Below are 15563 nucleotides of genomic sequence, written 5' to 3'. Positions count from 1 at the left end.
CATGCCGAAGAAAGCAACGTCAGCAGGACGCATGTCATGTATCTCTTCATACCTACCTCAGCCCAGGAACCTTCGAATTCAGCAATCGCTTGTTCTGCTCTGCCTGTAGCTCGACCGTACTAGCATTCCAAAGTGTTTTGGCTACAAATGATTGGCAATGGTTGGCAGGCCCCCACCTACCAAGCGCTCTCCCTATCTGAAGCTGGGAATTGACTCTTGCTTCGTCGACATTTTTAACCACTTTGCATGATGCTCCAGGCTCACTGCTACGACCGACATGGTTGGTCACCTGCACGGGATCGCCCGGCATGTCTCCACTGTCGTTGCCCGGTACGTTCCCACGAGTGCCACCCATGCCCGCCTCAACCGTATCCGTACGAATCCATTGGTGATCAATTGGATTGTTGGATACTCCAAAGGCTGGCTGGCTACATACAAGTACTTCCAAGCCCTGAGGGTCAGTCCAACTCATCGGATTTCCCCTCACATAGCCAAAGGTACTTGGGCCCGCTGCGAGCCCAATCGGATCACTCTGCGAATACCGCCCCACTGCCGGGTCGTACTCCCGCTGGTAGTTGTAGAACAGCCCACTCGCATCCGTTGCCTGCTGCCCTGGGAAACGCAGAGCCAGCTCGAACACCACACCATCGGCATCCGGGTCGGCACTTGGTATCTGGTTGCCGAACACCTCGCTCTTGTTGCTCCACTCCCAGATCGCGACATTCCGCACCGGATCAATCACCACGCGCGGCGTGCCCAGATGATCTGGTTGGACGTAGGCCAGCTCCGGCACGCCGGTAGCCGGCACATTGATCAGCGCCACCAGGTAATTATCCAGCCAGATGGCCTGTTGCTGCGCCTGGCCCGTGGCCGAGTAGTTGCCCAGCCACTGCCCTGCCTCGTCATACAGGGTGATCTGCGCTGCGCCACCGGCCGGGGTACGCAACACGCGCTCGCCACGATGGTTGTAGCCGTAGCTCTCCAATGTGGCGTTACCCTGCTTCACCGCGTTCATGCGATTGGCATCGTTGTAGGTGAACGTCTTGCTGCCGATGCTGGTGGTGTTGCCCGCTGCGTCATGGGTGCGCGCCTCGCCATCCACCGCAGTCAGGCGGTGGCTGGTTGCGGGATAGGTGTAGCTGGCGGTACCTCAGCGCGGTGCGATTACCGGTGGCGTCATACGCATAGGTTTCGATCGGTGTGCCGGTCGTACCGTCCTGGGTCTGGGTCAGGCGACCCAGCGCGTCGTAGGCGTACTTGGCCAGTACCGTCGAGCCAGTGCCGTTCTTCAGCTCGGTGATCGAACCGACCGGATCATAGCCGTAGCCCAGCGACAGGCCGCCTGCGGCCGGGTCATGCACCGCCTGAGGGCGGTAGTCCAGATCCAGCGGACGCTGCAGCTGGCGACCATTGCCATAGGTCCAACCGGTCGCCGGGCCGAAGGCCGCATAGGTCACGTGGTTCACCACGATCTGGCGGGCCTGGCCGGGCCGGGTCAGGCCGATCTGGCTGATGCGCCCCTGGGTATCGCGCACGTAGTCGGCCACACTGCCGTCGGGGTAGGTCAGCGCGGTCAGGCGGCCCGACTTGCTGTAGGCGTAGCGCAGCGTGCTGGCGACACCATTGATCGTCTGCACTTTACGGGTGACCTGGCCGAAGCGGTCATGGCAGTACTGGGTGCTGCCATTGGCATGCAGCACCTGCCCCAGGCGCCCCTTGGCAAAGCGCTCGTCTGCGGCGCAGGCAGCCGGCGCCACGTCATAGCTGTAGCCCACATCCAGATTGGGGTCCGGATAGGCGACGCCGATCAGGCGGTTGAGTGCATCGTAGTGATAGGTGGCGGTGACGCCACGCGCATCGGTGGCCGTCTTGCGATTGCCGGCCGCATCGACGGTGAAGCTGCTGGCGCCACTGTCCGGGCTGACCTGGCCGGTCAGGTCACCGAACCCGTTGTAGGCGTAGGTGGTGTGCAGTCCCTTCGGGTCGGTGATCTGGGTGACCTGGTCCAGCGCGTTGTACTGGCTGCGGATCTCCACCGCCACGCCGCCGACGTCCCGCAGGGTCTGCGCCAGACGGTTCAGCGGATCGAACTGCTGGCTGGTCACCCGCTGCAGGGCGTCGGTCACCGTCTGCGGGTTGCCATTGGCATCGTAGGCAAAGCCGGTGGCGTGATTGCCTGCATCCTTCAGCGCGGTCAGCTGGCTGAGCGTGTTGAACGTCCGTGCCAGGGTACGGCGCAGGGTGCCGCCAGTATCCAGCGTGTCTTCCTTGAGGCGGTTGCCGGCATTGTCCAGCGTGTAGTGGATCGTGTTGCCTGCGTTGTCCTCGATGTCGGTCAAGCGCAGCGCAGCATCGTAGACGTAGGAAACGCTGCTACCGTCCGGCTCGGTGATCTTCTGCACCTGGCCCGTCGGCCAATAGCTCAACTGGGTGACCCGATCCTCGGCAGTGGTCGCGCCGCGTGCGGTGATCGAGGTCGGCCAGCCGCGAGCATGGTACGTGTAATCGGTGACCACGCCGTTGGCGTCCTTGACCGACAACGGCCGCCCGAACGCGTCGTAGGCCAAGGTCTCGACCGCCTGGCCCAGTGCATTGGTCACGCTGCGCAGGTCGCCCTTGCGATAGCTGCAGGCGCCATTGGCCGCGCATCCCGCATCATCCGCCGGGTAGTAGGCGTAGGTAACGGCATCGACCACATCCGTGCGCGGACCATCCACGCTCTTCAGCAGCCCTTCCACAGGGCAGCTCCCTGCCGCAGCCACGTCCGCAGCTTCGCAATACGTGTAGCTGGTGATGCGCGCCTGACCGGAAGCGATGTCGGTCACCGTGTTGGTTGTCGGCTGGCGCCGGGTATTGAAGGACGTGCGGGTTTCACGATTGCCGATGCGGGTGGTCAGTACCGCATTGGTTTCGACGTCGCGCGCGGTGGTCACCACCCGCTGTTCGGGCAGGCCGACCGCTTCGGTCACGGTATGGATGCTGACGGTGCGCCCGCTCACCGCATCGGTACCCTGCGCATAGGTGTGCTTGGTCTGGATGCCGCGACGATCAGTGTAGGTATCCAGGCGCCGGCGGAAGTCGACACTCTGGTCGTAGTAGGTCCGGCTGACGGTTCCCTGCGAATCACTCAGGCCGGTTACCTTGCGCGACGGCGCGGTGTCGCCGCCGGGTGTCAGGGTGTAGTCGGTCTGCCGCCCAAGCGCGTCAGTCACGACTGCACCGCCGTTGGGGCTGTAGGCGAGCGTCACGCCATCGGCACCGCCGGCGTGCTGACTGGAGATAACACGGCCGATGGAATCATAGGTAAAGGTGCTGTAGCGCCGCCCGTCCTCGGCGGTGATGCCGGTCAGGTGCTGGGGGAAAGCCTGGTTCTCGTAGTGATACGTGCGCACCCCGCCACCCGCATAGGTCACCGTGGCGACCTGGTTCTGCGGCGTGTAGGTATAGGTGGCCAGCGGAATGCCTTCGACCAGCACCGAGCTGATCAGCGCCTCATAGTCGTTGGACTGGTAAACGAACTCCAGCGTGCGGCCACTGCTGTGGGTGACGGCCGCAAGGCGATCGCTGTCATCGTAGATATAGGTCAGCGACGTGCCATCCGGGAAGCGCTTGGCGGTCAGACGGCCGTCCGCGCCGAAGGTAGAGATGGAATCCGCCGAGTACAGGGTCCAGTTGCCGTTCTGGACCAGACGATCGCCACTGTCGTCGTCCGCCTCATAGGCTTGGCCGATCTTCTTGAATGCACGCTGGAAACCGGTGCTTTCAATGATGCCCACACTGTCAACGCCATCCAGTGCCAGGTGGGCGCCCAGCGAATGGGTCCAGCCATAACCGAAGCCACCGGAGGACGTGGAAATGCCGGAGTGATAGAAGCGCGTCAGCGCGATCCAGCCCAGGTCGAAGTCCGGCGCGATCTCGTACTTCTCGCCAGTTTTAACATCACATGGGTTGCCGACATTGCCGTCGCAGGTACCGCCGTTGGAGGCCGGGTCCTTGTCGGGAATCGGACTCATGTTCGCCGCTGTATCGTTGCGGGACATGGGGCAGCTACCGTTGCCGCCGTCCTTGTCGCACTTCTGCGACTTCGAAGTGATGGTCGCAACGAACTCTTCGCTGACGCATGCGCTGTGCTTGTTGGACCACTGCGTGAGCGGAATCGGGCAGTTCAAGCGCCGGGTACGCGCGACCGCAACCGTCCCGGTATACGGGGTGCAGGGCGATTCAGCCGTATTGTTGCCAGCCATTGAAGTCAGATCGTAGTAGCGTGACTCGATGACACCTTCCTGATCGGGCGAAGCCGCAAACCAATCGCCAGACGGAGTGACCGCCGCCCCGGGGCACACGGGATTGCTGGCTTGTTGGTCCGCAAGAAAATCGGCCACCATCGCCTCTTCCGTCGGGAATATGTCACGCCCGATGTAGGACCAGTCCGGGTCGGAGGGCTGCGTCTTCCCCATCCAGTAGGTGATCGACGTGTTTCCGTTCAAGTCCACGACTTTCGACTTGATCTTGTCGACAGATTGCCAGCCGAACTGGAACTCCGGCGGGAACGGGCTGGGCGCCGGCAGGTTCTTGATGGCAGCCACCGCCGCCTGTTGGGTCTTGTATTGCGTCGCATCGCCGCCGGGCTGCGAAATGCGCCAGGTAATCTTGCTTTCCTGCGCCTGTGCCACTGCAGAGGCGAAGCAGCCGAGGGCAATCATCGCCAGCACGGCACGCGAGAGGGTCTTCAGTCGTTCCAACATCCCTGTTCTCCTTCCTGGACGAACACAGCGCCGGCGGGAACGAGAACGCGGGGGTAGAGCCCCATCACGTCATGCTTCGGATCGTCCCTGGTCCGGAATGCGGCAGTGCCACATGCCGCCTTTATCGTTGAAGACGGTGACATATTCAAGTCAAGGCCCGCGACATCGGTCACATTTCCACCCGCGCGGATTCCAGATCCAGCCGATTGCCGCGACAGCTTTCGGAGCAGCCTGCGGAGCAGGAAAAACCTGCAACCGCCTGCATCCCTCACGCATCAGAAGATCCTGGACACCCATGGAACAGGATCATGAGGCGCATTCCCCCGCATCGCCATAGCGCACTCGGCACTCGCCGTTGGCGCAGCATTGCCATCTTCACTCTGTGGCCGTTCGCTGCGCCCATCCTCGCCTCACCCGTGCTGGAGAGCGCCTGTTCCCTCCCCGCCCGCCCGGGCGAGCGCATCATCGACGTTCCCTTTGACGTCATCGACGGGCGCATCCATGTGCAGGTGCAGGTCAACGGCAGCGGCCCGTACCGCTTCGCCATCGATACCGGCGCCAGCGGCATGGCCCGCGCGGACAGCCGTCTGGTGGGGAAACTGGCGCTACCCGCGGACGCCAGCACCCGCCACTCCGACGGCGTGCAGACGGCCTGGGCCGATACGGTGCGCATCAACGCCCTCACGCTCGGCGGGCTGCGCCACAGCGACGTGATCGCGCTCACCCGCGACTACAACGCACGGCAATCCAAAGACGCAGTGTTCGACGGCATCCTTGCGCGCGGATCCTTCGCTGATGGCGTGCTGATCATCGATTACCCGCAACGGCGCCTGCAGTTCCGCCGCGACATCGACCTCCTGCCCGCGCAACCGGACGCGCTCGCCTACTCACGCGCCTTCCGCATCCCGGTGACGATTGGAACAGTGACCACAGAGGCGCAGCTGGACACCGGCGCCAACGTCGCGATGGTGCTGCCCACGGCACTCTTCCGGCGGGCAGCCGGTGCCGCAGTGACCACCGGGGATCGACTGACCCTCAGTCACGGCGAGGTCGATGGCGGACATGCACAGCTGGATGTTCCCGTGCTGATCGGCGGCCTGGCGCTGCAGGGGCTGCACGTACGGGTGTCCGACCACTATCCCGAAGCAGTGGTGGGTGCCCATGCGTTGCAGGAAGCAGTGGTGCTGATCGATCAGCGCAGCCAACAGGTGGCAGTCTGCCCAAGCAGGCACCACCGCAACTGAGTCACTGTCGGCGTGCTGCCCGCCATGCCGGCCACGCTTCAGCGATCACGCCCACTGCCGACCTCAGGAACAACAGGGCGATCACTGCGCCAACGACAATATCCGGCCAGCCGCGCCCGGTCATGGCCACGCCACCCGCGGCCACCAGCACGCCCAGGTTCGCGGCCACGTCATTGCGCGAGCACTCGAACGTGCTCTTCATGTTGATGTTCAAGCTGCGGAATCGCCATAGCAGCGCCAGGCAGGTGAGGTTCGCCACCAGGGCAATGCCACCGAACACCAGCATCAGCGTGCTGGACGGTGGCACCCCATTGACCAGCTTGCCGGCCACTTCGAACACGATGAACACGAAGAAGGCCAGGATCAGCAGACCCTTGGCCAGCGCCGCGCCCGCCTCCCAGCGCGGGCCCCGGTTTACCGCCCACAGGCTCAGGCCATAGACGATGGCATCCCCCAGCATGTCGACCGCGTCGGCCTGCAGGGCGCTGGATCGCGCGGCAAGGCCCGCGCCGAACTCGATGAAGAACATCGCCAGGTTGATTGCCAGCACCGCCACCAGCACCCGCCGCTGGGCGCTGTGCAGCGCTATCGATGCCAGCTCCTGGCGTTTGTGGCCGCAGCACTGGTCCATGGGGGCGCTCCGCCGGGCGCGCCCGGGCTTGAAATGAAAGGGAGCTGCCTTTATCAACCTTGTAGCCCCTACAAGGTCAAGCCCATGACAGCCCCACTCACCATCGGCCAGTTGGCCCGCCAGACCGGCACCAAGGCAGAGACCATCCGCTATTACGAAAAGATCGGCCTGCTGCAGCCGCCGCTGCGTTCGCAGGGGAACTACCGCTGCTACGACGCACAGGACCAACGGCGGCTGGCATTCGTGCGCCGTGCGCGCGAGCTGGGGTTCGCCATCGAGCAGATCCGCGAGCTGATCGCCTTCGGCGAACAACGCGAGCACCAATGCAGTTCGGTGGATGACGTGGTGAAGGCGCACATTGCCGACATCGCGCGCAGGATTGCCGACCTGCAGACGCTGCAGGGCGAACTGCAGCGGATGATCGGCAACTGCCCCGGCGGGCGCGTGGCCGATTGCCGGGTGCTGGAAGCCCTGCAGCCTGCGCCGGCTACCTGAACTGGAATCGTGCGCGATTCGGCATCTCCCTCAGACGCCGGTCGCTCCCGCCGCCCGCGCCAGCTCGACCGCCAGCGCATCGCCCTTCCGCTCGCTGTAACGGTCCACGAGGTAGTCGGCACGGCCGCGGGTGAGCAGCGTGAACTTCACCAGTTCTTCGACCACATCCACCACGCGATCGTAGTAGGGCGAGGGCTTCATCCGCCCGTCTTCGTCGAACTCCTGCCAGGCCTTGGCCACCGACGACTGGTTGGGAATGGTCAACATGCGCATCCAGCGGCCCAGCACCCGCAGCGTATTGACCGTGTTGAACGACTGCGAACCGCCGCAGACCTGCATCACCGCCAGCGTCCTGCCCTGGGTCGGCCGCACGCTGCCGTCTTCCAGTGGCAGCCAGTCGATCTGGTTCTTGAACACGCCGGTCACCGTGCCGTGCCGCTCCGGGCTGACCCACACCTGCCCTTCCGACCAGTGCGACCACTCGCGCAGCCGCTGCACTTCCGGATGCCCCTTGTCCACGCTGTCCAGCAGCGGCAGGGCATGCGGATCGAACACACGCGTTTCGCAGCCCAGATGCTGCAGCAGGCGTTCGGCCTCCAGTGCCAGCTTGCGGCTGAACGATTGCGGACGCAGTGAGCCATACAGCAGCAGGATGCGTGGCGGTCCCTGGCGTTCGGCCGCCAACCGCTGGTGATCTGGCTGGGGAAGCGAAGCCTCCCTCAGATGGGGCAGCGAAGGACTTGTGATCGGCTTATTCATTCGACTATTCTAGAAATATGGAAACGTCAAATGCAATCGCTGCGCTCACCGCGCTCGGCCACGCCACCCGCCTGGCAGCCTTCCGCCTGCTGGTCGAAGCCGGCCCGGCCGGTCGCATGGCCGGCGACATCGCCACAGCCCTCCAGGTTCCTCCCGCTACCCTCAGCTTCCACCTGAAGGAGCTGGTACAGGCTGGCCTGGTCGAGAGCGAGAGCCAGGGCCGCCACGTCTGCTACCGCGCGAACTTCAGCGCAATGACCGGCCTGATCGAGTACCTCACCCACAACTGCTGCGCCGGTTCGCCCAGCGAACAGTGCGCGCCGTTGGGCAATCCCTGCAGCTGCTGATTCGGAAACGCCATCATGTCCCGCTCCATCCTGTTTCTCTGCACCGGCAACAGCGCCCGCAGCGTGCTGGCCGAAGCCACCCTGCGCGCGTGGGGCGGCGACCGCTTCACTGCCTTCAGTGCCGGCAGCCACCCGACCGGCCAGGTCAATCCGTTCGCGCTTGCACAGCTGCGCGCGGAAGGTATTCCGGTGGCGGGACTGCGCAGCAAATCCTGGGATGAGTTCGCCGACGCGGCTCCGATGGATCTGGTGATTACCGTCTGCGATGCGGCGGCAGCGGAAGCCTGCCCCGTAGTGTTTGGTGATTTCATCCGCAGCCATTGGGGTCTGCCGGACCCGGCCGAGGCAGAGGGCAGCGATGCCAACAAGGCCGCCGCCTTCGCCCACGCGCATGCCATCGTGAAGGCACGCGTGCAGGCCCTGCTGGCACTGCCCGGGCACGTGTGGCAGGACCGCGGAATGCTGCAGCAGGCGCTGGACCAGATCGGCCACCTGCTGCCGGCAGCGCGCACGCCATGAGCACAGCGGCACCCATGGGCCTGTTCGAGCGCCACCTGACGCTCTGGGTCGCGCTGTGCATCATCGTCGGCACGCTGCTCGGGCACTTCCTGCCCGGTGCTTTCGCCTCCCTGGCGGGGGCTGAAGTGGCCAAGGTCAACCTGCCGGTGGCGGTGCTGATCTGGCTGATGATCATCCCGATGCTGCTGCGGGTGGATTTCGGTGCGATGCGCCAGCTGGGGCAGCACTGGAAAGGCATCGGGGTGACGCTGTTCATCAACTGGGCGGTGAAGCCATTCTCGATGGCGCTGCTGGGCTGGCTCTTCCTGCGCCACGCCTTTGCCGACTGGCTGCCCGCCGGCCAGATCGACAGCTACATCGCCGGCCTGATCCTGCTGGCCGCCGCGCCCTGCACGGCCATGGTGTTCGTATGGAGCAACCTGTGCCGCGGCGATGCCAACTTCACGCTGAGCCAGGTGGCACTGAACGACGCGATCATGGTGGTGGCCTATGCACCCGTGGTGGCGCTGCTGCTGGGGCTGTCGGCCATCACCGTGCCGTGGGATACGTTGCTGCTGTCGGTCGGCCTGTACATCGTGGCGCCGGTGCTGGTGGCCGCATTGCTGCGGCGCTGGATCCTGTCGCGCCATGGCGAATCCGGGCTGCAGACGGCGCTGCGCCAGCTGGGGCCACTGTCACTGTTGGCGCTGCTGCTGACGCTGGTGCTGCTGTTCGGGTTCCAGGGCCAGCAGATCGTGCAGCAGCCGCTGGTGATTGCGGTGATCGCGGTCCCGATCCTGATCCAGGTCTATTTCACCTCCGGCCTGGCCTACCTGCTCAACCGGCGCCTGGGTGTGGCGCACTGCGTGGCCGGGCCGTCGGCACTGATCGGCGCCAGCAACTTCTTCGAACTGGCGGTGGCGACGGCCGTGGGCCTGTTCGGTGTCCACTCCGGTGCGGCGCTGGCCACAGTGGTGGGGGTGCTGATTGAAGTACCCGTGATGCTTTCGGTGGTGAAGATCGTGAACCGGTCGCGCGACTGGTATGAGGCACGCGAGCGCGCTTGAGGCGGCCATGCCGGAGGCGGCGGCGTCGTGCCCGAGCCGCCAGCTGCAACGCCGTGGAATGCGCCCTGCTGCTACGGTGACAGCTCAAAAGTCCGTTCACATTCCTTGATCCATACTCCACGGCACGACGCCGCATGCAGCGGCAAGGCCCGGAGGTTGCGATGAACACCGCACGCTTGTTCGCCATTGCTTTGACCACGGCTGCCGCGCTGGCCGCGGCACCGGCCTTCGCCGATCCGCCGCACCATGCGCGCGGCAACGGGCCACCGCCGCACGCCGGTGGCCCGCACAATCGTGATGCGCCGCCGCCAGGCTGGCAGAAGAAGGCCTGGCGTCGCGGCGAGCGCCTGCCATGGGCGGAAGTGGACCGCCGTTACTGGGTGGATGACTATGCGCGCTACCACCTGCGCGAGCCGGGCCGCGACCAGCGTTGGGTCCGGCAGTCCGATAGCGAGTACCTGCTGGTGGAGATTGCTACCGGGTTGATCATCGACGCGCTGCATCGTTGAATGAGGGGATGCGCCGGGGCGCTGATGTAACGAAATGCCCCGGCAGCATCCCCTTGTCCCCGGAAGCTGCAGATGCAGACATCAAGAGCACCACTCGCCCTCCTCGCGCTTCTGCTGTCAGCCTCGCCAGGCCATGCCGGCAACAACAGTCCAGCCCACAGTCCAGCCGATGAAAAAGCCATCGAACAGGTGGTCGAATCGTTCCGCACCTCGCTGATCAACAAGGACAAGCCGACCTACATGGGCCTGTTCTTCTCGGACAAACCGGAAGACATCGATCCGCGATTCACGCAGCCCGGCCGAATGAGTGATCTGTCAGACTGGTGCCCACCGTTCGTCCATGCCAGCCAGACCCGATGACCCGGATTGCCGACCTCAACGCCGACCAGCTCGCCCACCACGCGCTCAACATCTTCATCGCCCAGGGCCGTCACGTGGAAGGCGCACGGGTGATCTACCGGGCGCTGCAGCTGGACCCGGACCATCCCGCTGCACTGCGCTGCCTGAGCGATTTCCTGGCCCACCAGGGCACCGAGCCGTTCGCAGCGGCCACGCTGGAGCACGCGCTGTCCGGCGCCGTTCCACTGAATGACGATGCGCGCCGGATGCTGGATGACCTGCGCTTCCTCGACATCTGGTCCTGGGGATTCTCCCGGCACGTCTCCGGCGAAACCAATCTCAGCGGCGAAGCCTTCCAGCAGCGCGAGGACTTCATCTTCGATGGCCCGGCCTATGCGGCCTTCCTCAACACGGTCACCGAGCCGGCCGGTTCGTTGCAGGGTGCCTTCCAGGCGGCCGTCCGCATCTGCGGGCTGATGTCCGGCCTGCTGCGCCACCCGGAGAAGGACAATCCGGCGTTCGATGATGTGCTGCGATCCTCCGCCTTCGTCGAGACCGAGGCGTACCCGGCATGGCTGGCCTCGCCGACCGACGATCTGGATGCCCTCGACCAGGCCATCCAGGCGCAGCGCCAGGCCGGCTGAAGGAAAATCCAACGGGCGTCCGACGCTTTCCCGACGCCCGCCTGCACATCCTGTCGTGAGATCACTTCATGGCAGGACCGGCATGCAGCCCCCCTCCCCCAAGGACAGCGGTAAATACCCGCATGGCAAGACCGGCCTTCGCCGCATCTTCTACACGCTGATCCATTCGCGCGACGGCTTCATCGCCACCTTCCGTGGCGAAGCCGCCTTCCGGCAGCTGTTGCTGCTGCATGCGCTGCTGATCGCCACCGCGTTCCTGCTGGACATCAGCCGAGTCGAACGCGCCGTGGTGCTGGCAGTCTGCTTCATCAGCCTGCTGGTGGAGCTGCTGAACTCGGCCATCGAAGCGGTGGTCGACCGCATCTCGCTTGACCACCACCCACTTTCCAAGAACGCCAAGGACATGGGCAGCGCCGCCCAGACCACCGCACTGCTGATGGTCGGCACGGTGTGGGGCATGATCCTGCTGGGTTAGCTCGCGCCCGACCCGCCGGGCATGGCCCGGCGCCACAACGCCGCAGCCGCTAGCGCCAATGCGAGATGGCGAGCTTGGTCAACATGGTTGCGGCGATGGCCCAACCGAAGCTCAGCATGGTACCGATGATCACATATTCGGTGTGTGCCCGCGCCTGCCGGTCGGCGAAGCGCAGCACCGATTTGGCGGCCAGCATCAACCCCACGCCCTCCGGCTGGCCCAGCAGCAGGAACATGAAGATCAAGCCTCTTTCCAGCCGCCCGATATAGCGCCCTGCGGTCTGCATGCCCTTGTGATCGTCGCTCTGCACGGCTGCGGTCGTAGGCGCCGATTCGGCGCTTCCCATCTTGAGTCCTGCCGTGAACGGCGCAAGCAGCTTCTCCACCAGGACGCCGCCGACGTTGACCACCAGGATCAAGCCGCTCGCGATCGACATGCCCTGATACATCAACAGTTGGACCTGGGTCGGGATCATCCCGTACCAGCCATCGCGGGCAACGTGAGGGAACATCAACGCGATCAACACGATGAAGGCGATATGCACCAACTGGTCAATGACGAATGCGTGCACGCCATCGGGGAGCCAATGCACCTTGATCCAGTCCATCACCGCATGGCTGAAACCGATGATGAGATAGACCCATGGGTTGATTGAACCGGTCAGCGCGGCGATGACGAGCAGCACCACTGCTACGTGCAGCAGCAGGCCATGCAGTTCCTGCTTGCGCGCGATCATCTTCGTGGTCTGCAGCACGAAATCGGCGACAAGGTGAGCGGTCAACAGTACGAGCAGCGTTTCAAGCATGTCCTTTCTGCCTGTGAGTCCTTCCTGTGGCTCGCGTCGCGATAGCCAAGTCGCCGCGAAAAGCAACGAAATTTAGTTGCTTAAGCCAAAGCAACGCTATTTAGTTGCTTTTCCAGAACCGTGAACGCTCCCGTACGGCTGCATCAGTGCACGTTCAGCCGCGGTGATCAGCGCCAGCAAGGCAAAGACGCCAGCATCGTGATAGACCCGGTTCACCGATTGTCGGTGCCGGTTCAACGCATTGGCAGCTTCCAACTGCGAGGGGGCATCGGGGATCAGAAACAACGACGCCACCTCAGCCTGACTGCGTGTCCAGCGCGCGACAATAACATCGCAGGCAGACACCACTGCCGGTAACCAGTACAGATCCTCCCGTTGTACTGGCAGGGCTACGTCCATGTCCTGCGTGCGCCCCATGGATTCAAGCAACCGACCGGACAGCACGAATGCCTCACCCAGCGAACGCGACACCGCCTTCCGGTCCAATGCCTCTACCGTACCCAGTCCAATCGCGATCCGCGTGCGCGCCCGCGACTCCGACGCGGCAAGCTTGGCCTTGATCCAGGTCGCCAACCTCAGGAAACCGTGCGGCTGGGTGACCGCCAGCTGCCAGGCGTCGCCCCGGTAGAACTCGGGGCCGACAATGCCCGGCAAAGGCCACTCCATGGCCTGGGCCACGGCAACGGAAATCACTTCACGGACGTCATCAATGGTGGCCGCGTCCATCTCCGTGGACTTGACCAGGTCGCCGGTAAGCACGGCAATCAGATCAGACGATGTATCGGGCATGTTCATACCTTGGGCTGCACAGGCTGTACCTCACAGGACATCTGCGGCTGGGCAGCGCCGGCCACATCTGTGCCGGGCCCGCTCAACGCCATTCTACCGTCGTAGCGGTTGATCACCGCCTGCAGCCTGCCTGCGCCAGCGACCGGCGGAAAATCCAGCCGATACACGTTTGCCTCCACCTCCAGCTTGCCCGCGCGCGCGCTCGGACGGTTGACCCAGACCACCGACGCCTGGCCGGAGTCCAGGATCAACACCATCGGCGCCTGGGGCGTGGCGCTTGTGCTGCTGCAGGACAGCTGGATCACCCGCGGCGGCGTCAGATCGAGCGCCGACAGCTTGCATCCACCGAGTGCGGTCGTCGCCACCAGGACCGACACGAGTGATGGCCGGAGCAGAATCTTGGTCGTGGTCATCGCCCGATCGTAACCCGACAATCGATCCTATGACCCGGCGCATCGTGCAGGAACCTGCCGGGTCCGCTTGCACACCCACGTGCCTTACTTCGTCAGGGCGAAATCCAGGCCTGCGCACACCGCCGCCACCTGCGCATCATTGCATTCCTGCGGGTTGGTGCGCGGGCTGTCCGGGTAGACCTCGGTGGTGGTGGCAAAGCGCGCGTCGGTGAAGCCGGCGCAGGCGCCGATCGAACGCGACTCGCCCCAGACCACGCCCGGCGACTGCAGCGGCAGACCGACCAGGTTGCCTTCGGCGTCGGCCGGGGCGATGTGAGTGACCGGGGCGACGGCGGTGATCAATGCCTTCTGGAACTCGGCCTGCGGATCTTCGCTGTTGCCGATCACGTAGAAACCATCCGGAATGATGTCGCGCTCGAACGGCTTGCCGTCGCGGGCGCAGCGCGCCGGATCGAACTCGTGCAGGTCGCTGTCGGTGGTCTCGTGCAGGTCCAGGTGCACCAGCAGGTTCGGCTTGCGCTCGGCCACCCAGCGCATCAGCGCGGCGGCTTCCTCGATCTGGCCGCCGTCACGGAAGCTGCGGTTCGGGTCGATGGCATCCGGGTTCCAGCGCTGGATGCGCTCGTAGCCCCACGGGCTGACGCACGGCGCCACGATCAGGTTCAGCCGGCCCAGGTAACGCTCGGCCTGCTGTTCCAGGAACTGCAGCGCGCCGTGCACGCCGCTGGTCTCGTAGCCATGCACGCCACCGGTGATCAGCGCGGTCGGCAGCGCCGGGTTCCAGTCGTGGTTGACCACGGCGAACAGCGGGTAATGGTCCGGTGCATAGTCCAGCTGACCGTACTGGATCACATCGAAGCTGTCGTCCAGGCGTTCAAGGGCGGCCACCACGTCGTCGTGGTAGCTGCGCTGACGCTGCTGGCGCGCCCGCCACTGTGCGCGTTCCGCGTCGCCCCAGGGCTGTCCGGGGGTGCCGATCGGGTAGAACTGCGCAACAGTCATTGGGTACTCCAAGGGTCGAACGGGATGGGTGCAGCCGGTCATTCTAAGCCTTGTCGCGCCTGCGGGTCCCCTCCCCCCGCCCCGCCTTCATCCAGGCCGGGTCATCTGGTTGTAAAATCAACGGTTTTTGGCCCCTCACCCCTTGATGGCGAAAGCAGCGCAGCCGGTCCTGGGTGGACCGGAATTCCTCCGCCTGCTCGCCCGTCTCAGCGACGGCGCGATGCCGGCCAGCAGTCCCGCCCTGACCGATCGCCTCGGCCAGTGGGTGGACTGGAGCCGTGCCGTGGCCCTGTCCGGGGCGCTCGGCGGACGCCTGCCCGAGCCGGGTGAGGCCACCGAAGCGGCCTGGGATGTGCTGGACGACTGCGCCCAGGCCCATGCCAGCCTGCTGGCCTCGATCAGTGAGGATGCCGAGGCCGAGCGCCTGCTGGACCTGGCCGAAGCCGCCGCCGCACCCAACTTCGCCTCGCTGCGCCAGCGCTACCGGGTACTGCAGCAGGCCATCCAGACCGCCACCGGGCGCCTGCGCGGCCGCCTGCGCGACCAGCTGGTGCAGGTTTCACCCGAGCTGGCACGGCTGGCCGAGGTCGATGCGGTGATGGAACAGACCCTCACCCCGCGCGAGCACAGCCTGCTGGCCACCGCGCCGGCGGTGCTCGGCGCCCGTTTTGAACGCGTGCACGGCCAGCCCGGCTGGCGCGCGGCCTTCCGCCATGACATGCGCATCCTGCTGCTTGCCGAGCTGCAGCTGCGCTTCCACCCGATCGAAGGGCTGCAAGACGCCCTGCGCTCCCACTGACC

At 64.9% G+C, this 15563-nt stretch carries 15 protein-coding genes and 2 pseudogenes; 10 read left to right on the top strand and 7 right to left on the bottom strand.

All coding sequences use genetic code 11. The annotated features are described in order from the left end of the window. Positions 1-445 precede the first annotated feature (445 nt). Positions 446-4745 (bottom strand): annotated as a pseudogene (locus V3B64_RS00470) (RHS repeat-associated core domain-containing protein); the annotation flags it as partial. A 308-nt stretch (positions 4746-5053) separates the two neighbouring features. Here V3B64_RS00470 and V3B64_RS00465 point away from each other — a divergent pair. Then, positions 5054-5989, top strand: coding sequence for an aspartyl protease family protein (locus tag V3B64_RS00465; RefSeq protein WP_329913329.1), 936 nt, complete (start codon positions 5054-5056; stop codon positions 5987-5989). A gap of 1 nt (position 5990) precedes the next feature. On the opposite strand, the gene V3B64_RS00460 is transcribed toward V3B64_RS00465, so the two are convergent. Then, the gene (locus V3B64_RS00460; RefSeq protein ID WP_329913328.1) at positions 5991-6620 is read right to left on the bottom strand and encodes a cation transporter; all 630 of its coding nucleotides are present in this window, start codon (positions 6618-6620) and stop codon (positions 5991-5993) included. A gap of 84 nt (positions 6621-6704) precedes the next feature. Between V3B64_RS00460 and V3B64_RS00455 the strand changes: the two genes are divergently transcribed. After that, on the top strand, positions 6705-7115 hold the full coding sequence (locus V3B64_RS00455; protein ID WP_285303407.1) for a helix-turn-helix domain-containing protein: 411 nt from the start codon (positions 6705-6707) through the stop codon (positions 7113-7115). A 30-nt stretch (positions 7116-7145) separates the two neighbouring features. Here the strand turns inward: V3B64_RS00455 and arsH are convergent, their stop codons facing one another. Beyond that, a complete protein-coding gene (gene arsH, locus V3B64_RS00450) occupies positions 7146-7874 on the bottom strand; it encodes an arsenical resistance protein ArsH (protein WP_049462762.1) in 729 nt (242 codons plus the stop codon). A gap of 17 nt (positions 7875-7891) precedes the next feature. On the opposite strand from arsH, the gene V3B64_RS00445 reads away from it, so the two are divergent. The 7 genes and pseudogenes from V3B64_RS00445 (at position 7892) to V3B64_RS00415 (ending at position 11753) form a co-directional block, all read left to right on the top strand. Continuing rightward, positions 7892-8221 carry a winged helix-turn-helix domain-containing protein gene (locus tag V3B64_RS00445; RefSeq protein WP_049462763.1) on the top strand — a complete coding sequence of 110 codons (330 nt, stop codon included), beginning with the start codon at positions 7892-7894 and terminating at the stop codon, positions 8219-8221. A 15-nt stretch (positions 8222-8236) separates the two neighbouring features. Next, a complete protein-coding gene (locus V3B64_RS00440) occupies positions 8237-8740 on the top strand; it encodes an arsenate reductase ArsC (protein WP_329913327.1) in 504 nt (167 codons plus the stop codon). Between the two features lie 14 nt (positions 8741-8754). Continuing rightward, on the top strand, positions 8755-9786 hold the full coding sequence (gene arsB / locus V3B64_RS00435) for an ACR3 family arsenite efflux transporter (RefSeq protein ID WP_329913562.1): 1032 nt from the start codon (positions 8755-8757) through the stop codon (positions 9784-9786). 161 nt (positions 9787-9947) lie between these two features. Next, complete coding sequence (locus tag V3B64_RS00430; protein WP_049423027.1) at positions 9948-10295, top strand: RcnB family protein; 348 nt, start codon at positions 9948-9950, stop codon at positions 10293-10295. Positions 10296-10367: 72 nt separating this feature from the next. Continuing rightward, positions 10368-10610, top strand: a pseudogene (locus V3B64_RS00425) (nuclear transport factor 2 family protein); the annotation flags it as partial. Positions 10611-10651: 41 nt separating this feature from the next. Continuing rightward, on the top strand, positions 10652-11278 hold the full coding sequence (locus V3B64_RS00420) for a hypothetical protein (RefSeq protein ID WP_329913326.1): 627 nt from the start codon (positions 10652-10654) through the stop codon (positions 11276-11278). A gap of 82 nt (positions 11279-11360) precedes the next feature. Then, positions 11361-11753 carry a diacylglycerol kinase gene (locus V3B64_RS00415; protein ID WP_279912307.1) on the top strand — a complete coding sequence of 131 codons (393 nt, stop codon included), beginning with the start codon at positions 11361-11363 and terminating at the stop codon, positions 11751-11753. Between the two features lie 49 nt (positions 11754-11802). Here the strand turns inward: V3B64_RS00415 and V3B64_RS00410 are convergent, their stop codons facing one another. The 4 genes from V3B64_RS00410 to V3B64_RS00395 form a co-directional block, all read right to left on the bottom strand. After that, complete coding sequence (locus tag V3B64_RS00410; RefSeq protein ID WP_121503475.1) at positions 11803-12558, bottom strand: DUF3307 domain-containing protein; 756 nt, start codon at positions 12556-12558, stop codon at positions 11803-11805. Between the two features lie 96 nt (positions 12559-12654). Beyond that, complete coding sequence (locus V3B64_RS00405) at positions 12655-13347, bottom strand: hypothetical protein (protein ID WP_032129974.1); 693 nt, start codon at positions 13345-13347, stop codon at positions 12655-12657. A gap of 2 nt (positions 13348-13349) precedes the next feature. After that, positions 13350-13760 (bottom strand): hypothetical protein, encoded by a 411-nt coding sequence (locus V3B64_RS00400; protein WP_121503476.1) that lies wholly within the window; start codon positions 13758-13760, stop codon positions 13350-13352. Between the two features lie 84 nt (positions 13761-13844). After that, positions 13845-14762, bottom strand: a complete 918-nt coding sequence (locus V3B64_RS00395) for a M14 family metallocarboxypeptidase (protein ID WP_121503477.1) — start codon at positions 14760-14762, stop codon at positions 13845-13847. Positions 14763-14907: 145 nt separating this feature from the next. On the opposite strand from V3B64_RS00395, the gene V3B64_RS00390 reads away from it, so the two are divergent. After that, positions 14908-15561 (top strand): DUF3348 family protein, encoded by a 654-nt coding sequence (locus V3B64_RS00390; RefSeq protein WP_121503478.1) that lies wholly within the window; start codon positions 14908-14910, stop codon positions 15559-15561. The last annotated feature ends 2 nt before the right edge of the window (positions 15562-15563 follow it).

It is taken from the genome of Stenotrophomonas sp. SMYL86 (assembly GCF_036320025.1).
In the GTDB taxonomy this organism is placed as follows: domain Bacteria; phylum Pseudomonadota; class Gammaproteobacteria; order Xanthomonadales; family Xanthomonadaceae; genus Stenotrophomonas; species Stenotrophomonas maltophilia_A.
This window is presented reverse-complemented; position numbering and strand designations above follow the sequence as displayed.